Source organism: Sphaerisporangium sp. TRM90804 (assembly GCF_029846175.1).
Classification (GTDB): Bacteria; Actinomycetota; Actinomycetes; order Streptosporangiales; family Streptosporangiaceae; genus Sphaerisporangium.
The window spans coordinates 1-17,916 of the sequence record NZ_JARWAC010000015.1 but is presented as its reverse complement, the minus strand read 5'-3'; the positions used below and the strand labels follow the sequence as shown (position 1 = coordinate 17,916).

Here is a 17,916-nt window from a genome sequence, read left to right as displayed (position 1 = left end):
ACAGTCCGCCCCGGGCGCCGCCACGCGCCCGGGATCTCCTAACGGCGCCTGTCGCGAGGGGCCAGGTGCTTGAGCGCCCGATCGAAGGCGTCGCCGAACGGGTTGTCCTGGACGAGGTAGGTCCAGGTGGCGGTGGGGCGGGTCAGGCCGCTTTCGAGCGCGTCGATGCCCTCTGAGGTGATCGTCGCGGTCTGGAAGGTCTCGACGGAGCGGCGTTCGACCTCGTCCATCAGGCGGCGGTACGCGGCGACGGCCTCGCGGTTGAACTCGTCGATCGGCACCAGCCTGTGGCCCAGCGAACGCAGGTGGATGCCCTCGCGCACGTCGGCCATGAAGCCCAGGTGCTCGGTCCAGCCGCGGTCGAGGTGGAACAGCACGATCTCGCGGGCGACGGCGCGCAGCACGGCGTCGTCGACGTCCGCGCTCAGCTCCTGCCAGCGTTCGGCGCTGGAGGCGGCCAGCGCGTCGGCCCCGGCGTCGCCGCGCAGCACCTTGTCGCGCTGCTGCAGCACCAGCTCGCGCTGCCGCTCCAGCAGCCGCGTGTAGCGCCAGGTGTTGCGGTGGATCTCCATGTGCGCGCCCTCGGCGACACGCTGGGCGTGGGCGACGATGTACGTGGCGCGCTTGTGCCGGACGACGCCGTCGGAGTCGGGGGCGGGGAGCTGCTCGTCGGGGGCGTAGTGCGTGATCAGGTCGTCTTCCAGGCTCACGAAGAACACCGACCCGCCGGGGTCGCCCTGGCGGCCGGCGCGGCCCCTGAGCTGGTCGTCCAGGCGGCTGCTGGCGTGCCGGCCGGAGCCGATGACGTACAGGCCGCCGAGCTCGCCGACGCCCTCGCCGAGCCGGATGTCGGTGCCGCGGCCGGCCATCTGCGTCGAGACGGTGATCGAGGACCGGGCGCCGGCCTCGGCGATGATCGCGGCCTCCTCGGCGTCGTTCTTGGCGTTGAGCACGACGCAGTCGAGGCCGTTGGCGCGCAGCTTGCCCGAGAGCCGCTCGGACTCCGAGACGTCGAGCGTGCCGATCAGGATGGGGCGGCCGGTCGCGTGGACGGCGGTGATCTCCTCGACCAGGGCGCGGTCCTTGTCGGCGACCGTGCCGAACACGCGGTCGGGCTCGTCGACGCGCACGCACGGCTTGTTGGACGGGATGACCGCGACCTTCAGGTCGTAGAACTCCCGGAACTGGTCTTCGACCGCCACGGCCGTGCCGGTCATGCCGCAGATCTGCGGGTAGCGGCGGACGAGGCCCTGGATGGTGATGGAGTCGAGGATCTCGCCGGTCTCGCTGGCGGGCAGCGCCTCCTTGGCCTCGACGGCCGCCTGCAGGCCGTCGGGCCACCGCTGCAGCGTCGCGACCCGGCCGCGCGACTGGCTGACGAGGTGGATGCGGCCGTCGCGCACCAGGTAGTCGACGTCGCGGCTGAGCAGCGCGTGGGCGTGCAGGGCGAGGTTCACCTGGGTGAGGACCTCGGGCGACTCGTACAGGTTGATGTCGCCGAGAGCCTTCTCGACGGCGTCGATGCCCTTCGCGGTGAGGGAGACGTTGCGTCCCTGGTCGTCCAGCTCGTAGTGGTAGCCGCGCGACAGCCGCCGGACGACCTCGGCGGCCTCGGGGGCGTCCACGCCGGGGTCGGCGGCGCCGGCGAGGACGAGCGGCACGCGGGCCTCGTCGACCAGGACGGAGTCGGCCTCGTCGACCAGCGCGACGCCGGGCTCGGGCACGATGACGTCGGCGGGGTCGGTGGCCATGCGGTCGCGCAGGACGTCGAAGCCGATCTCGCTGACCGAGGCGTAGGTGACGTCCTTGGCGTAGGCCTCCCTGCGCTCCTCGGGCGTGGAGTCCTGGCTGATCCAGCCCACCGAGACGCCGAGCGCCTCGTACAACGGGCCCATCCACTCGGCGTCGCGCCGGGCGAGGTAGTCGTTGACGGAGATCACGTGGACGCGCTGCCCCCGCAGGGCGTACCCGGCGGCGGCGATCGCCCCGGAGAGGGTCTTGCCCTCGCCGGTGGCCATCTCGGCGACGCGGCCGGACATCAGGGCGAGCGCGCCGACGAGCTGCACGTCGAACGGGCGCATCTTGAGGGTGCGATCGGCGGCCTCGCGCACGATGGCACAGAACTCCGGCAGATCGTCCACCGGCGGCCGGGGGAGGTCGGTCAGTTGCCTGATCCGCTCCTCACGGGTGCCCGCCTGGGTGGCAACGCGCTCAAAAGGGCTGATCGGCGCGCTTCCCGGGCGATCCAGGAGATTTCTGATTTTTTGCGATATCGAGGCCACGTACCCTCCAACGCCTCCAACTCTAACCGCGTTCCCGCCAGGGTCCGGCCCGCCGCGCGCGTCCAAACCGCCCCTCTCAGGGCCCGCCGGGCCCGCGCCGGGGCGTCCCGGCAGGTCAGGTGCTGTGCGCCGGGACGTCCGGCCGCGCCGACCCGTGCCGGTCGGAAAGCGGGATCTCCTTGACGAAGAACGCGAGCACGCAGCCGACCGCCACCACCGGCGCCACATACAGGAAGATCGGCGGCAGCGCCTGGGCGTAGGCCCTGGCGATCGTGTCGCGCACGGGCGGCGCCAGATGACGCAGCACCTGCGGCGTGACCGCGTTGACGTCCCGCACCGGCAGCCGCGCCCCGCTCGCCGCCAGCGCTTCGGCCAGGCGGTGGGTGAACAGGGCGCCCACCAGCGACGTGCCCAGCGACGCGCCGGTCTGCCGGAAGTAGTTCACCGCCGAGGTGGCGACGCCCACGTCCCGGTGCGCGACGGAGTTCTGCACGATCAGCACCAGCGTCTGCAGCACCATGCCCAGGCCGAACCCGGCCACGAACATGTACACCGCGTTCAGCACCATCGAGGAGTAGGCGCTCATGCGGGACAGCAGCACCAGCCCGGCCGCGAACACCCCCATTCCCACGATCGGGAAGACGCGGTAGCGACCGGTCGCCGAGATCAGCCTGCCCGACCCGATCGAGGTGATCGTCATGCCGGCGACCATGGGCAGCATGAGCAGGCCCGACTGGGTGGCGCTCGCGCCGTTCACCATCTGCAGGAACGTCGGCAGGAACGCGATGGCCGCGAACATGCCGACCCCGAGGCACAGCGAGATCGCCGCCGGGAGCGCGAACAGGTTCTCCTTGAACAGGCGCAGCGGGATGACCGGCTCCGGCGCGGCCCGCTCGGCGAACACGAAGGCGACGGCGAGCACGACGGCCATCGCCGCCAGCACGATGATCGTGGGGGAGTTCCAGGGGAACTCCGTGCCGCCCCAGCTCGTCACGAGCACGACGCAGGTGGAGGCGCCGGCCAGCAGCGCGGTGCCGAGGACGTCCAGCTTCGGCCGCGCCCGCGGCTTCGGCACGTCGAGCAGCATCGTGACGAGCGTCAGCGCCAGCAGGCCGAGCGGCAGGTTGACGTAGAAGCACCACCGCCAGCTCGTGTGGTCGGTGAGGAAGCCGCCCACCAGGGGGCCGATCACCGACGACAGCCCCCAGACGGCGCCGATGATGCCGGTGTACCGCCCGCGTTCACGCGGTGAGACCAGGTCGGCCACGATGGCCTGCACCCCGATCATGAGCCCGCCGCCGCCGAGCCCCTGCAGGGCCCGGAAGCCGATCAGCTCGGCCATGTTCTGCGCGAGCCCGCACAGCACGGAGCCGACCAGGAAGATCACGATGGCGGCCTGAAAGACGATCTTCCTGCCGACCAGGTCGCCCAGCTTGCCGTAGATCGGCAGCCCGATCGTCGCGGCGAGGATGTAGGCGGTGACGATCCACCCGATGTGGTCAAGCCCCCGCAGATCCCCCACGATCGTGGGCAGAGCGGTGGAGACGATCGTCTGATCGAGCGCCGCCAGCAACAGCGCGACCATCAGCCCGAAGAACACCACATTGACCTGCCGCCCGGCCCCCGCCCCCTCGACGTCCATCCCCCACCCCACCCCTCCAAGCACACCGCCGACCCGCCCCGCCTCCAAGACTTAGCACGCCCCACCCACCCCACCCCCGAACCCCACCCAACTTGCCCACCCCCCAAACCCCCCATGACTCCCCCACAACGACCCCCGCCCCCCGCCCGGGAGGAGCCGTTGAAACTTGCAGGATGCGGGCAGGTCGAAAGTTACAAGTTGCGGGCAATGGGCACCGAGCTACCCGTGTTTGTCCTTAAGCTGGCTGGGTGCTCCCGCTGACTCCCTCGCCCCTGCCCCGCGCTGCCCGCCGTCTGCCCGCGGGTGGTCGCTCGTGATGTGGGTGGGAGTGTCCATCGCGCTGGTGGGCGCCCTGGGGTACGCGGCCGGCGCCGCACTGCAGCAGTACGAGGCGGTGCGCGCGGGAGCCTCGCTCAAGCTGGTCAGGCGGCCCCGGTGGGTCGTCGGCGGCATCATCGGGCTGCTGGGTGCGGGGATGCACGCGGTCGCTCTGGCCCTCGCCCCGCTCGTGCTGGTGCAGCCGGTCAGCGTGGCGACGCTGGTCTTCGCCGTCCCGCTCGCGGCGGCCCTGCACGGCAGGCGTCCCAGCAAGGAGGAGATCCTCGGCTCGGTGGCGGTCGCGGCGGGTCTGCTCGGGCTGATGCTCCTGATCCCGCACAGCGACGTCCGCCCCGTGATGTCGACCCCCGAGGCGCTGGGCTTCCTCGCGTGTGTGGCGCTCGTGGCCGGCGTGTGCGAGCTCGCGGCGCGGCGCGCCAGCGGCTCGGGCAAGGCGCTGCTGCTGTCGGTCGGCGCGGGAGCGGTCACCGCGTCGGTGTCCACGCTCGTGCGGGTCGTCGGCGGCGGGCTGGACGGCGATCTGTCCCGGCTCCTGCACTGGTTCACGGTCGCCATCCCGATCCTGCTGGTCTGCGCGATCATTCTGCTGCAGAGGTCGTACGCCATCGGCCACTTCGGCATCGCCTACGCCGGCGTGCAGGTGGTCGACCCGATCACCTCCGTGCTGGCGGGCACCATCCTGCTCGGCGAGCCGGTCCCGAGCGGCGTCGGCAACGTGATCCCCGCCCTCGCCGCCGCCGCCGTCCTGATCGCCGGGACGATCACCCTGAGCCGGCTCACCCCGGACACCACCCACGCCGTCACCACGCCCCACCCCGAGATCCCCGTCCCCATTCCGGCCCAGCCCATCGCGGGCACGATCCCGGCCCAGCCGTCCTCGGACGAGCAACTGAGCCCCTCCCGCCGGTAACGCGGTCCCCGCCCGGGGCCGTTGTCGGACGGGCACCTGAGCCTTCCGTGCGCCGGTAACGCGGTCCCCGCCCGGGCGGGTTTCGGACGAGCACCTGAGGCCCTTGGCGGCCGTCGCGTGGTCCCCGGCACCGGGAAGACGATGTGGGGCCTCCCGTAGTGCGGGTCTCGTCCCGGCTCCGGCCGGGCGGATGGGTTCCAGCCCCTTCCGCCGTCGGCGCTCTGCTTCAGGACGCCGGTGGGCGCCAGGTGAAGACCTCGTCGAAACTGCGCAGGCCGGCGGACTCGCCGAGGCGGCCGGCCAGGGATACGGCGGCGTCTCTGGCGGCGACGGCGAGCGGGTTCGACCAGAGGGTCAGGCGGCAGAGCGCCCGCGACCTTTCCATGATCTTGGTGGTGCGGGGGAGCCGCGCCGAGGTGTACGCGGCGAGGTCGGGCGTTCCGCCGGCCCGGCCCGCGACGTGGGCCAGGACGACCGCGTCCTCGATCGCCTGACAGGCGCCCTGGCCCAGGTTGGGGGTCATCACGTGCGCCGCGTCGCCCAGCAGGGCCACCCGGCCGGTGTGCAGGGCGGGCAGGGGGGACAGCCAGTAGATGTCGTGCTGGAGGACCTCCTCCTCCCGTGCCGCCTCGATCAGGCTCGGGATCGGGTCGTGCCAGCCGCGGAACAGCCGGAGCAGTTCCTCTCGCCGGCCGCCGCCATCCCCGTGGCGGGGGTTCATCGGGGCGGTGGCGTAGCAGTACACCTGGTCGTTCACGAGCGGCATGACGCCGAACACCTTCCCGCGACCCCAGGTCTCGCCGCCGCGGATCTCTCCCTTGGGGCGCGGGACGACGATGCGCCAGCTCGTCACGCCGGCGGGGGCCGGGCCGGGGTGGGCGGGGAACAGGGAGCGGCGGACGGCCGAGTGGATGCCGTCGGCCGCCACGACCAGGTCGGCCTCCAGCTCGCCCGCGCTCGTGGTGACCCGCCCCGTGGCGGCGTCGACGCCGTGCACGGTGGTGCCGAGGCGCAGGGACTCGGGGGCGACCCGTCGTGCGAGCACGTCCACCAGGATGGTGCGCAGCAGCAGCACGGTCGGGTCGCCGAACCGGGCCGCCGCGGCCTCGGCGGTCGAGCGCAACATCCACCGCCCGCCGGCCCGGCGCAGGCCCGCCTCGCCTTGCAACGCCGCCAGCTCGCGCACCTCGTCGCCCGCGCCGATCGTGTCCAGAGCCTTCAACGCGTTGGGCGCGATCGCGATGCCGGCGCCGACCCGCTCCAGCGACTCGGCTCGTTCGCAGACCGTCACCGACCAGCCCTGCCTGGTCAGGGCGGCCGCGGCGGTGAGCCCGCCGATCCCGCTACCGATCACTACCGCATGAGACATGACCCCTCCTTCACTACACCTGTAGTGAGGCTACTACAGGTGTAGTCTGGCCCTATGCGCAGGGAGGAGCTGGTCGCGGACGCCGCCATAACGCTGCTGGTCGAGAGGGGTATGCGCGGTCTCACCCACCGCGCCGTCGACGAGGCGGCGGGGCTGCCGCTCGGTTCAACGTCCAACCTCGCCCGCACCCGTGCCGCCCTACTGGCTCTCACCCTGGCCCGGCTCACCGCCCTGGAGGAGGGCTACTTCGCCGCCGTCCCCGGCGCCGGCACCGTCCCCGACGCGGGCGCCGTTCCTGGTCCGGGCGCCGTTCCCGGCGCGGAGGTCATTCCCGGACCGGATACCGTCGTCCCCGGCGCGGGCGCCGTTCCTGGTCCGGGCGCCGTTCCCGGCGTGGACGCCGTCCCCGTCCCGGATGTCACAGTCCCCCGTCCGGACACCGTCCCGGCCCAGGAGGTGGACCTGGGGCCCGAGCGGCTCACCGACTTGGTGGTCCAACTGCTGCACGGCCAGCTCACCACCGGCCGTCGCACCACGATCGCCCGGTACGAGCTGGCCCTGGAGGCCACGCGCCGCCCCGAGCTGCGCACCATCTACGCCCAGGCGGGCCGCCGCTTCCGCGAGGTCGCCACCGCCATGCTGGCCGCCGCCGGCTCCCCCGACCCGGCACGCCACGGCAGGCAGCTCGTCGCCTACGGCGAGGGCGTCATCTTCGACGCCATCGCCGGCGCCGGCGCCGTCCCCACCCTGCAAGAACTCACCGCCGGCACCACCGAACTCCTCCGAGGAATGCTGTCCTGCGCCCACCCGGCGCCGTAACCCCCCGGGCGGGCCACCGCACACGGCGCCGCCTTCGCCGCCCGGGGTGGGGCGGGGGTGAGGGGGCGTGGTTCGCTGTATGGGGTTGGGGGCGTGGCGGCTTCTGGGAGTCGGGGCGTGCTTTGTCGGGTGAGGGCCGGGGCCGTGGTGGCGGCGAGGGCGGGGGTGTCGGGTGGGGGAGGTCGACAGGCATACCGGCCGGTCGGTACGCTCCTCGGGTCGGGACCACAGGGGGAGCGCGATGGCCGCACATACCGAGACAGGGCCGCCGGGGCTCGATCTCGACCGGCTGAGGGAGTATCTGGCCGGTCACGGCCTGGCCGGAGGGCCTCTGGTGGGTGAGGTCATCCACGGGGGGAAGTCGAACCTGACGTACGTCGTCCGCGATGGCGACCACAGGTTCGTCGTGCGCAGGCCGCCGCTCGGGCACGTGCTCGCCACGGCGCACGACATGGCCCGCGAGTACCGCGTCATGACGGCGCTGCGCGACACCGGTGTGCCGGTCCCGCGCACCTACCATCTGTGCGACGACCCGGGCGTCCTCGGCGCGCCGTTCTACGTGATGGAGTTCGTCGAGGGCGGCCAGCCGCCGGCGACCCCCGAGATCGAGGCCGAGCTGGTCGACATCCTGGCCCGGCTGCACGCCCTGGACCCCGCCAAGATCGGGCTCGGCGACTTCGGCCGCCCCGAGGGCTTCCTGGAACGGCAGGTCAGGCGCTGGAAGCGGCAGCTCGACGCCTCCCGCAGCCGGGAGGTGCCCGGCATCGACGAGTTGTTCACCCGCCTCGACGACGCCGTGCCCGTCACGCAGCGGCACACGATCGTGCACGGCGACTTCAAGCTCGGCAACACGCTGATCGCCCACGGGCGGGTGCGCGCCGTGGTCGACTGGGAGATGTCGACGCTCGGCGACCCGCTCACCGACCTCGCCCTGTTCCTGCTCTACGGCGACTTCGCGGCCCTGGACACCGGCGGGACGACCCCTGCGGGCCCCGAACACGGGACGACCGCCGCGGCCGGCGCACACGGGGCGGCTCCTGCCGGTGGCACGCCCGGGACGCTCCCGGCGGGCGGCGCGCACGGGACGGCTCCCGTGGGTGGCGCGCACGGGACGGCTCCCGTGGGTGGCGGACACGGGACGGCCCCTGCGGGCCCCGCGCGTGAGGTGGCCCCCGCGGGGCTCGTAGGCGAGCCGGCCGTTGGTGGCGGCGTGGGTGAGGCGGCCATCACGGGCCCCGCGCGCGAGCGCGGTGGTGAGCTGGCCGCGCGGTACGCCGCCGCGGCCGGTCTCGACATCTCGCGGCTGGGCTGGTACGTCGCGCTCGCCTGTTTCAAGCTCGCGGTGATCGCCGAGGGCATCCACTTCCGCTATACGCAGGGCCTCACCGTCGGCGAGGGCTTCGCGCAGATCGGCGAGAGCGTCGCGCCGCTCGCCGCCCACGGCCTGAACGCACTGGAGGAGTGATGGACTTCGCGTTCGACACCAAGACGGAGGAACTGCGACAGCGGCTGCTCACGTTCATGGACGAGTGCGTGTACCCGGCGGAGGCCGCCTTCGAGCGGCAGGCGGCCGAGAGCGGGTGGAGCGCCCCGCCGCTGATGGAGGATTTGAAGCAGGAGGCGCGCACCCGGGGCCTGTGGAACCTGTTCCTCCCGGGGGAGCACGGCGCCGGGCTGACCAACCTCCAGTACGCGCCGCTCGCCGAGATCATGGGCCGCAGCCCGCACATCGCGCCCGCCGCCACCAACTGCGCGGCCCCGGACACCGGCAACATGGAAGTGCTGTCCATGTTCGGCACCGAATGGCAGCGCAAGACCTGGCTCGACCCGCTGCTGGCGGGCGAGATCCGCTCGGCGTTCGCGATGACCGAGCCCGACGTCGCGTCCTCGGACGCCACCAACATCGCGACGTCGATCGTCCGCGACGGCGGCGAGTACGTCGTCAACGGCCGCAAGTGGTTCGCCTCCGGCGCGATGAACCCGCGCTGCGCGATCTTCATCGTGATGGGCCGGACGTCCCAGGACGGGCCGTCCCGCCGCCGGCAGAGCATGCTGCTGGTGCCCCGGGACACCCCCGGCCTCACCGTCAAGCGCGGCATGCACGTCTTCGGGTACACCGACGCCGACCACGGCGGCCACGCCGAGCTGCTGTTCGAGGACGTGCGCGTCCCCGTGGACAACCTGGTCGGCGAGGAGGGCGGCGGCTTCGGCATCGCCCAGGCCCGGCTCGGCCCCGGCCGCATCCACCACTGCATGCGCCTGATCGGCATGGCCGAGCGCGCCGTCGACCTGATGTGCGCACGAGCCCTGTCGCGGACGGCGTTCGGCGCGCCGGTGGCCCAGCAGGGCGTGGTACAGGACTGGATCGCCGAGTCGCGCGTGAAGATCGAGCAGCTCCGCCTGCTGGTGCTGAAGACCGCCTGGCTCATGGACACCGTCGGCAACCAGGGCGCGCACACCGAGATCCAGGCCATCAAGATCGCGACACCGGTCGCCGTCGAGTGGATTCTCGACAAGGCCATCCAGGTCCACGGCGCGGGCGGCGTCAGCCAGGACTTCCCGCTCGCCGCGCTCTGGGCGGCCGCCCGCTCCCTGCGGCTGGCCGACGGGCCGGACGAGGTGCACAAGCGCTCGCTGGCGCACCGGGAGCTCAAGAAGCACACGCCGGAAGGGGACCGTCCGTGACACTCGACGAGGCGGCGATCAGGGACCGCGCGCGCGCCCTGCTCGCCGAGCACGACCCGGCGCGGACCGACCGCGTCACGTTCCTGCGGGCCCGGTTCGACGCCGGGCTCGCCTGGGTGCACTACCCCGAGGGCCTCGGCGGCCTCGGCGCCCCGCGCGAGCTCCAGCAGGTCGTGGAGCGAGAGCTGGAGGGGACGCCGCAGCTCGACGTCGGCAAGATGGGCATCGGCCTGGGGATGGCCGCGCCGACGATCCTCACGTTCGGCACCGAGGAGCAGAAGCGGCGCTACCTGCGGCCGCTGTGGACCGGCGAGGAGATCTGGTGCCAGCTCTTCAGCGAGCCGGGCGCCGGGTCCGACCTCGCCACCCTCGCCACCCGGGCCGTCAGGGACGGTGACGAGTGGGTGGTCGACGGGCAGAAGGTGTGGACGTCCGGGGCCCACCTCTCCCGCTGGGCCATCCTCGTCGCGCGCACCGACCCGGACGTGCCCAAGCACCGCGGCCTGACGTACTTCGTCTGCGACATGCACGCGCCCGGGGTGGACGTCCGCCCGCTGCGGCAGATCACCGGCGAGGCCGAGTTCAACGAGGTCTTCCTCACCGGCGTCCGGCTCCCCGACACGCTGCGGCTGGGCGAGGTCGGCGAGGGCTGGCGGGTGGCGCAGCACACCCTCATGAACGAGCGGGTGGCGATCGGCGGCGCACCGGGGCGGCGCGGCGGCGGCCTGATGGGCATCGTCGCCCGGACCTGGCGCGAGCGGCCCGAGATCCGCACCCACGACCTGCACGGGCGCCTGCTCCATCTCTGGGTCGAGGCCGAGGTCACCCGGCTCGCCGGCGCGCGCCTGCGCGAGCAGCTCGCCGCGGGCGCGCCCGGGCCGGAGGGCTCGGGCATGAAGCTGGCCTTCGCCCGCCTCAACCAGGCGCTGTCCGGCATCGACGTCGAGATGCGCGGCGAGGAGGGGCTCGGCTACGACGACTGGACGTTCCGGCGCTCCGACACCGTCGACTTCGTGGGCCGCGGCCCCGGCTACCGCTACCTGCGGGCCAAGGGCAACTCCATCGAGGGCGGCACGTCGGAGATCCTGCGCACCATCATCGCCGAGCGTGTGCTCGGCCTGCCCGCCGAGCCGCGCGTCGACAAGGACGTCCCGTGGAAGGACCTGCCGCGATGACCCCGCCGTACCCCGGGGCGGTGGAGTTCCCGCGCCCAGTGACCGCCGAGCCGTGCGTCGACAAGGACGTCCCCTGGAAGGACCTGCCGCGATGACCCTGCTGTACTCCGAGGTTGAGGAGGAGCTGCGGGCGGCGGTCCGCGGCCTGCTCGCCGACCGGCACCCTCCCGCGACGGTGATCGCCCGGGTGGAGGCGGCCTCGCCGTACGACGCCGACCTGTGGAAGACGCTGGCCCGCGACATCGGCGTGGCCGGCCTGCTCGTCCCCGAGGAGCTCGACGGCGCCGGAGCCACCGCCCGGGAGGCCGCCGTCGTCCTGGAGGAGCTCGGCCGGGCCGTCACCCCCGTGCCGTTCCTCACCAGCTCCGTGCTGGCCACCCAGGCCCTGGTGGCCGCCGCCACGGACGCCGCCGCCCCGTTGCTCACCGCCCTGGCCACCGGCCAGACCACCGCCGCCCTGGCCGTCTCCTTCGCCACCTCGCCGTACGTCTTCCCCGCCACGGGTGCGCCCGGCACGGCCGCCGGGGGAGCGGTGACGGCCGGAACGGCCGGCGGTGCCGCGAGCGCCGGAACGGCCGGTGAGGCGGTGACCGTCGGGGCGGACGGCACGCTGAGCGGGCGGGTGCGGGCCGTCGCGGGAGCCGACGTCGCGGACGTGCTGATCGTCCCCGCCTCGGGGGCCCTGTACGCCGTGGACGCCGCCGACGCGGCCGTGAACCCGCTGGTCTCCCTGGACATGACCCGCCCGGTCGCCGACGTCACCTTCACCGCCGCACCGGCCCGGAGGGTGGCCGAGGACCTGGAGCCGTTGCGGACCGCCCTGCGGTACGGCGCCGGGCTCCTGGCGTCCGAGCAGCTCGGCGTCGCCGAGTGGTGCCTCACCACCACCGTGGCCTACGTCAAGGAACGCCGCCAGTTCGCCAGGCCGGTCGGGTCCTTCCAGGCGCTGAAGCACCGCCTGGCCGACCTGTGGATGGAGATCGTGCAGGCGCGCGCCGCCGCCCGCAACGCGGCGGACGCCCTGGCCACCGGCACCGACACCGACACAGCCGTCGCCATCGCCCAGGCCTGGTGCGGCACCGTGGCCGTGCACGCGGCCGAGGAGTGCGTGCAGCTCCACGGCGGCATCGGCATGACGTGGGAACACCCCGCCCACCTGTACCTGAAGCGCGCCAAGGCCGACGAGATAGCCCTGGGCACCCCCGCCGCCCACCGCACCTCCCTGGCCACCCCCGCCGGCCTCCCCAGCCCACCCGCCTGACCCGTCCCCCCGACGGCACGGCTGCCCGCCGTAGACGGCGCCGACTTCGCCGTTCCTCTCCCCGCCGTCCCTCTCCCCGGCGCCGTGGGAGAGGTCCCTGGGGGTGGAGGCGGGTGGTGGAGGCGGCGGCCTGCACCTCCACCAACGTTCCGCAGTCAACCGGCCGCCGTCGCCTTCAAATGGTGCCTTCGGCGCAGCCTGTCGAGGGTGCCCCTCATCGGGCCTCAGCCCGTCGTCGGCGCGGTAGCGCTAAGCCGCCGGAAGGCATCACCGAACCGCGACGACCAGGGGCGGCGCGGGGCAGGGCGGATGCTTGCGCGGTGACGGATGGAACGGGGGGAGCGTCGCCCCTTGGGAGGCTGTGCCGAAGGCCATGGGTGGAGGCGGTGCGAGAGGTGGGGGGCGGGCTTCCGAGGGGGGCGGGGAATCAGGTCGGGGGGCGGAGGGAGGAGAGGAGGAGGTCGGCGAAGTGGCGGGCGATGGTGGCGCCGGGCAGGGGGCCGTCGGCGTGGTACCACGTGCCCAGGTGGTGGACCGAGCCGAAGAAGTAGTCGACGACGAGGTCGGCGGGGACGTCGTCGCGGAAGACGCCGGCGCGCTGGCCCTCCTCGACCAGGTCGCGGAAGCGTTCGTGGTAGCGGCGGCGCTCGGCGCGGACGGCCTTCTGGGTCTCGGGGGCGAGCTGGTGCATCGACCGGAAGAAGATCTTGGTGTCGTCCAGGTTGTCGACCGAGGTGACGATGACGTCGGCGGCCGCCGCGTGCACCCGGTCGGCGATCGGCTCGCCCGCGCCGGCGAACATGGCCAGCCGCTCGGTCTGCAACCGCAGCACGCGCGCGTAGATCTCGCGCAGCAGGTCGTCCTTGGAGTCGAAGTAGTGGTACATCGCGCCCTTGGTCACCCCGGCGGCCGACACGATCTCCTGGACGGAGGTGTTCTCGAACCCCTTCTCGGCGAACAGGCGCGTGGCCACCGCCAGCAGCCGTTGCCGCACCGGCTCGTCCCTCACCCCGCCGGTGCCGTCAGAAGCCGCCGGTTCCCGCACTGCGCCGCGCGCCATGTCGCACGCCTCCCCCTGGGTCGATCCCCCCTTAGCGTACCGACTGGTCGGTCAACGACAGGCGACATCACCTTCGAGCGTGCGGAGTTGGTTCTCCGGCCCGCCTTGTCACCGCCGCGCTCTGTGTCGCAGGGGAGTTGATTCCGTAACCTTTGTAAAGTTGGGACTCCTGGTTGGGTATCCACCAACTGTCAGCAGAGCCCGAAATCGTGGGGGTTTCCGGTGCCCAATGGGTCCATCTACGTGCCGCCCAATGACAAGTACAAGTGGGGCACGCCCTCGGTCATGTACGAGCTCCGTTGGCGCGAGACGAGGCCGGAGCGCCGCCGCCGCCGCCACGTCATGGCGGTGGCCGGAGCGCTCCTGTTCCTCGCGTTCGCGTTCTACCGGACGCTACCGATGCCGTTCCTGGTCGGGCTGCTCGGCGGCGCCGCCGTCTGGGCCGGGGACGCGATCGTCTCGTGGCGGATGTTCGAGGCCACGGCCGTGTGGCGCGGCAAGCGCAGCGGCGCCGTCCGGACCGGGCGTGTGCTGCGGCGCAGGCTCCGCCGCCAGGGCTACCGCGTGCTGGACGGCCGCGCCGTCCCGGGCAAGGCGTCCATCGACCACCTGGTGATCGGCCCCGGCGGGGTGTGGGTCGTCGACAACGAGGCGTGGGCCCCCGACACCGACATCGCGGCGTACGGCGGCAAGCTGTTCCTGGGCGAGCGGTCCGGTTCCACGGTGGCGGCCGCGCTGGTCGACGTCGCCCACTCCATGACCGAGCTGCTGTCGCGCGAGTCGGGCATCCCGATCGAGGCCTATCCCGTGCTCGTCGTGCACGGAGGCCGCCTGAGGACGGGCATGCTGACGGCCGAGGGCATGACCCTGCTCACCCCGCGCAAGGCCGCCGCGTGGATCCTCGGCGACGCCCACGCCGAACTGGACGAGGAGCACGTCGAACTCCTGGCCCGCACCGCCGCCCGCATCCTGCGCCGCATGTGACGCCATCGGCCGCCACCGGCCGAGCGCACCTCTCCGCCGCACCGGGGAGGTGCGTCCCGGTCACCGCAGGTCCTCGACGAACGCCGCGAGCTGGGTGACGTTGCGGCACTCGCGCATCTCGACCACGCCGCCGTACGCCGTCGCCAGCGAGTCGCCCGTGTCCCACTGCGCGCGGGGCTCGGGGTTCAGCCAGTACGTGTGGCGCGCCTCGCGCGTGAGGCGTCGCACGGTGTCGAGCCTCGGCGGCTGGTAGTTGCACCGGGCGTCGCCCAGGATGAGCAGCGACGTCTTCGGCCCCACGGCGTCGCCGTACCGCGCCGCGAACCGCTCGAACGCCTGCCCGTAGTCGCTGCGGCCGAAGCGGCTGATGTCGGCCTCCGCGGTCATCCGGGTGATCGCGTCCAGCACGTCGGCGCCGGGGGCGAAGAAGCGGGTGATCTCGTCCACCGTGTCCACGAAGGCGAACGCGCGCACCTTCGTGAACTGCTCGCGCAACGCGTACGTCAGCAGCAGGGTGAAGTGCGAGAACGTGGACACCGAGTCGCTGGCGTCGCACAGGATCACCAGCTCGGGCTTGTGCGGCCGGCGCGGCCGCATGTGCGTGACCAGCGGCACGCCGCCGGTGCCGAGCGAGGCCCTGACGGTGCGCCGGAAGTCCAGCCGCCCGCGGTGCCCGAGGCGCTGCTTGACGGTGAGACGGGTCGCGAGGCGCCGCGCCAGCGGGTGGACCTCGCGCCGCAGGGCCTCCAGGTCGGTCTTGGCGGCCCGGAGGAAGTCGATCCGGTCCACCGGGGGACGCACCGCCGACCGGGCGATCCTGTCGATCCCGGACTCCTCGGCGATCCTCCTGCGCACGTCCGCGGCGACCGCGTCCTCGAACCCGGAGACGGCGTCGGCGAGCCGCCGGCGGGCGACCTTCTCGGCCAGCCCGCCGCGCTCCTCACCGGCGAGGGCCTCGCGCAGCATCCCGGCCATCAGCGTGCCGGGGGACAGGGCGCGCAGCACGGGGTAGGAGAACCACGCCTGCCGCCCCGGCGCCGCGGGCTGCCGCCCGAACCGCTCGACCGCCGCCCGCACGAACTCCCCGAACGCGGGGTCCCCTGAGGCGCCGGCGCCGTCCCGCAGCAGCTCCGCCAGCCGCTCCCGCAGCTCGGAGACCTCGGCCCGCTCCAGATCCGGGCCGTCGCCCGCGTCCCGCCTCGCCGGGCCGGTGACCGGAGGGAACCACAGGTCGAACAGCGTGTCGAACCCCGGCCGGTGCACCGCCCGCTTGACCAGCGTGGCGGCGTACGCCTCCCGCAGGGTCTCCCGCTCGGTGAGCTCGATCACCCGAAGCGCGCGAGCCGCGTCCAGCCCCTCGGCCGGCGACACCGGTATTCCCGCCTCCCGCAGGGCGTGCACGAACCGCACATGCCGCTCAAGCAGCGACATCGCCCACCTCCTCCGTCACAAGGGCCGGAGCCCGGTCCCGATGAGCTGAAACCGGCCTGCAGCCGTCCGATACCCGCCGCCCCTGACGCGGGACCGCTCGCGCCACCGCATCAACCGCGCCGCCGTGTGGGCGATGGGCCGGGTGACGCCGCACAGGCAGGCGGCCCGTCACCGCGCGGGCAGCCCCAGTTCCTTCACCGCGCGGGCGTGGTCGGACGCGTGCTTGAGCACCACGCCCAGCGTGCCCGCCGTCGTCGCCTCGTCCAGCTCGGCACGCCCGAGGGCGAGCAGCGTGCGTGCCCAGTCGATGGTCTCGGCGATCGAGGGGGACTTCTTCAGCTCCAGGGCCCGCAGCGTGGCCACCGTGCGGGCGAGCCGCTCGGCCAGCGCCGCCTCGATGCCAGGGACGCGCGCCAGCACGATGTCCCGCTCCCGCTCGGGGGTGGGATAGTCCAGGTGCAGGTAGAGACAGCGCCGCTTCAACGCCTCCGACAGCTCCCGCGTCGCGTTCGAGGTGAGCACGACGTACGGCAGCCGCGTCGCGGCGATCGTGCCCAGCTCGGGAACCGTCACCTGGTAGTCGGAGAGGATCTCCAGCAGCAGCCCCTCCACCTCGACGTCCGCCTTGTCGGTCTCGTCGATCAGCAGGACCGTCGGCCCGGTACGCCGGATGGCCTTCAGCAGCGGCCGCTCAAGGAGGAACTCCTCGGTGAAGATGTCGTCATGCGTCTCCTCCCAGGCCCGCTCCCCTGAGGCCTGGATGCGCAGAAGCTGCTTCTTGTAGTTCCACTCGTACAACGCCCGGGCCTCGTCCAGCCCTTCGTAACACTGCAGCCGGATCAGCTCCGCCCCCGCGGCCTCTGCCACGGCCTTGGCGAGCTGCGTCTTACCCACCCCCGCCGGCCCTTCGACCAGCAGCGGCTTGCCCAGCGCCGCGGCGAGGAACACCGACGTCGCGATGCCGTCATCGGCCAGGTAATCCACGGCGGCGAGCCGTTCCCCCGCCTCAGCGGGCGAGTCGAACCACGACGTCATCATGCTCCCGTCCCCAACCCGAATGTTGTTCTAGCGTACCGTCCCACACCCGGACGAACCTCCCCCGACATGCGCTAGTCTTGGTGCCCGTGAGCGCCGCTAGCTCAGTTGGTTAGAGCAGCTGACTCTTAATCAGCGGGTCCGGGGTTCGAGTCCCTGGCGGCGCACCTGAACTGGGCACCCTCCACCGTGTGGAGGGTGCCCAGTGGTGTTTCCGCGCCGGTGCGCGCCCGTCGCGCGGGGTGCGACGGCGCCGGGTTGGCCGGCCCCTCGCCCGCTCGTTGGCGCTCCTCGGGTGTGAGCGGGACGTTCCGCGTGCTCCGCGCGGCCGGAAACCGGGCACCGGCCCAGGCGGGTCGCCTGGGCCGGCGCTGATTCGGGAGCGGTCGGGGGTTACGCCCGGGTCCACCTCTGGTTGGCCGAGCCGTTGCAGGAGCTGATGGTCACGCCGGAGGAGTTGCCGGTGCCGGTGACGTTGAGGCACAGGTTGTTGGCGGCGCTGGTGACGGTGCCGTTGGAGTTGAACACCCACTGCTGGTTGTTGTTGCCGTGGCAGTCGTAGAGCTGGACCCGGGTGCCGGAGCCGGCGTTGGTCGGGGAGTCCAGGCACTTGCCGAGGGTCTGCAGCTGCCTGCCCGAGGTGTGGGTGAACCTCTGGTTCGCGTTGGTGTGGCAGTCGTAGATCTGCAGCTGGGTGCCGTTGGCGGTGGCGCTGTTCGGCGAGTCGACGCACCGGCCCGCGCCCTCGTTGCGCAGCCGGAACGACGCGCCGGGGGTGGGGGTCGCGGTCGGGGTGACGGTCGGCGTCACGGTCGGGCTGGCCGTCGGGGTGGGGTCAGCGCCGGTAAGGCCGAAGAACTGGACGGCGATGGCGGCCATGCCGCTGGAGGGGAGGTTGTGGCCGGCGCCTTGGATGCTGTAGGC

The 17,916-nt window shown here is 73.0% G+C and carries 14 protein-coding genes and 1 tRNA gene; 8 read left to right on the top strand and 7 right to left on the bottom strand.

The features are described 5' to 3' along the window. Window positions 1-38: 38 nt before the first annotated feature. Both secA2 and PYR91_RS18635 read right to left on the bottom strand, forming a co-directional pair. Window positions 39-2,273, bottom strand: coding sequence for an accessory Sec system translocase SecA2 (secA2, locus tag PYR91_RS18640; protein WP_279781761.1), 2,235 nt, complete (start codon window positions 2,271-2,273; stop codon window positions 39-41). Between the two features lie 124 nt (window positions 2,274-2,397). Continuing rightward, on the bottom strand, window positions 2,398-3,924 hold the full coding sequence (locus PYR91_RS18635; protein ID WP_279781155.1) for an MDR family MFS transporter: 1,527 nt from the start codon (window positions 3,922-3,924) through the stop codon (window positions 2,398-2,400). Window positions 3,925-4,240: 316 nt separating this feature from the next. Here PYR91_RS18635 and PYR91_RS18630 point away from each other — a divergent pair, with 316 nt between their 5' ends. Then, complete coding sequence (locus PYR91_RS18630; RefSeq protein ID WP_279781759.1) at window positions 4,241-5,173, top strand: DMT family transporter; 933 nt, start codon at window positions 4,241-4,243, stop codon at window positions 5,171-5,173. 226 nt (window positions 5,174-5,399) lie between these two features. On the opposite strand, the gene PYR91_RS18625 is transcribed toward PYR91_RS18630, so the two are convergent. Then, entirely contained in the window at window positions 5,400-6,542 is a 1,143-nt protein-coding gene (locus PYR91_RS18625) for an FAD-dependent monooxygenase (protein WP_279781153.1), read from the bottom strand. Between the two features lie 54 nt (window positions 6,543-6,596). Between PYR91_RS18625 and PYR91_RS18620 the strand changes: the two genes are divergently transcribed. From PYR91_RS18620 to PYR91_RS18600, 5 genes are all read left to right on the top strand, one after another. Beyond that, window positions 6,597-7,361 (top strand): TetR/AcrR family transcriptional regulator, encoded by a 765-nt coding sequence (locus PYR91_RS18620; RefSeq protein ID WP_279781151.1) that lies wholly within the window; start codon window positions 6,597-6,599, stop codon window positions 7,359-7,361. Window positions 7,362-7,602: 241 nt separating this feature from the next. After that, entirely contained in the window at window positions 7,603-8,826 is a 1,224-nt protein-coding gene (locus PYR91_RS18615) for a phosphotransferase family protein (protein WP_279781149.1), read from the top strand. Beyond that, window positions 8,826-10,046: an acyl-CoA dehydrogenase family protein gene (locus PYR91_RS18610; protein WP_279781147.1), complete on the top strand. Its 1,221-nt coding sequence runs from the start codon at window positions 8,826-8,828 to the stop codon at window positions 10,044-10,046. Before PYR91_RS18615 ends, PYR91_RS18610 begins: the two co-directional genes overlap by 1 nt. Continuing rightward, window positions 10,043-11,221, top strand: coding sequence for an acyl-CoA dehydrogenase family protein (locus PYR91_RS18605; protein WP_279781145.1), 1,179 nt, complete (start codon window positions 10,043-10,045; stop codon window positions 11,219-11,221). The genes PYR91_RS18610 and PYR91_RS18605 overlap by 4 nt, the downstream gene beginning before the upstream one ends. 91 nt (window positions 11,222-11,312) lie before the next feature. Next, window positions 11,313-12,482: an acyl-CoA/acyl-ACP dehydrogenase gene (locus PYR91_RS18600; protein WP_279781143.1), complete on the top strand. Its 1,170-nt coding sequence runs from the start codon at window positions 11,313-11,315 to the stop codon at window positions 12,480-12,482. A 427-nt stretch (window positions 12,483-12,909) separates the two neighbouring features. On the opposite strand, the gene PYR91_RS18595 is transcribed toward PYR91_RS18600, so the two are convergent. After that, a complete protein-coding gene (locus tag PYR91_RS18595; protein WP_279781758.1) occupies window positions 12,910-13,476 on the bottom strand; it encodes a TetR/AcrR family transcriptional regulator in 567 nt (188 codons plus the stop codon). Between the two features lie 288 nt (window positions 13,477-13,764). On the opposite strand from PYR91_RS18595, the gene PYR91_RS18590 reads away from it, so the two are divergent. Continuing rightward, on the top strand, window positions 13,765-14,526 hold the full coding sequence (locus PYR91_RS18590; RefSeq protein WP_279781141.1) for an NERD domain-containing protein: 762 nt from the start codon (window positions 13,765-13,767) through the stop codon (window positions 14,524-14,526). A 60-nt stretch (window positions 14,527-14,586) separates the two neighbouring features. On the opposite strand, the gene PYR91_RS18585 is transcribed toward PYR91_RS18590, so the two are convergent. Both PYR91_RS18585 and PYR91_RS18580 read right to left on the bottom strand, forming a co-directional pair. Further along, window positions 14,587-15,957 carry a VWA domain-containing protein gene (locus PYR91_RS18585; RefSeq protein ID WP_279781140.1) on the bottom strand — a complete coding sequence of 457 codons (1,371 nt, stop codon included), beginning with the start codon at window positions 15,955-15,957 and terminating at the stop codon, window positions 14,587-14,589. Window positions 15,958-16,125: 168 nt separating this feature from the next. Then, on the bottom strand, window positions 16,126-16,995 hold the full coding sequence (locus tag PYR91_RS18580) for a MoxR family ATPase (protein ID WP_347943273.1): 870 nt from the start codon (window positions 16,993-16,995) through the stop codon (window positions 16,126-16,128). Between the two features lie 90 nt (window positions 16,996-17,085). On the opposite strand from PYR91_RS18580, the gene PYR91_RS18575 reads away from it, so the two are divergent. Next, window positions 17,086-17,159, top strand: a tRNA-Lys gene (locus PYR91_RS18575). Window positions 17,160-17,385: 226 nt separating this feature from the next. On the opposite strand, the gene PYR91_RS18570 is transcribed toward PYR91_RS18575, so the two are convergent. Continuing rightward, the coding region (locus PYR91_RS18570; protein ID WP_279781139.1) for an RICIN domain-containing protein at window positions 17,386-17,916 on the bottom strand (531 nt) is incomplete at its 5' end.

Excerpts from the sequence above, each read along its gene's own strand:
- PYR91_RS18615 (WP_279781149.1), top strand. The coding sequence starts at position 7,603 with ATGGCCGCACATACCGAGACAGGGCCGCCGGGGCTCGATCTCGACCGG.
- PYR91_RS18630 (WP_279781759.1), top strand. The coding sequence starts at position 4,241 with ATGTGGGTGGGAGTGTCCATCGCGCTGGTGGGCGCCCTGGGGTACGCG.
- PYR91_RS18580 (WP_347943273.1), bottom strand. The coding sequence starts at position 16,995 with ATGATGACGTCGTGGTTCGACTCGCCCGCTGAGGCGGGGGAACGGCTC.
- PYR91_RS18600 (WP_279781143.1), top strand. The coding sequence starts at position 11,313 with ATGACCCTGCTGTACTCCGAGGTTGAGGAGGAGCTGCGGGCGGCGGTC.
- PYR91_RS18625 (WP_279781153.1), bottom strand. The coding sequence starts at position 6,542 with ATGTCTCATGCGGTAGTGATCGGTAGCGGGATCGGCGGGCTCACCGCC.
- PYR91_RS18585 (WP_279781140.1), bottom strand. The coding sequence starts at position 15,957 with ATGTCGCTGCTTGAGCGGCATGTGCGGTTCGTGCACGCCCTGCGGGAG.
- PYR91_RS18620 (WP_279781151.1), top strand. The coding sequence starts at position 6,597 with ATGCGCAGGGAGGAGCTGGTCGCGGACGCCGCCATAACGCTGCTGGTC.
- PYR91_RS18635 (WP_279781155.1), bottom strand. The coding sequence starts at position 3,924 with ATGGACGTCGAGGGGGCGGGGGCCGGGCGGCAGGTCAATGTGGTGTTC.
- PYR91_RS18610 (WP_279781147.1), top strand. The coding sequence starts at position 8,826 with ATGGACTTCGCGTTCGACACCAAGACGGAGGAACTGCGACAGCGGCTG.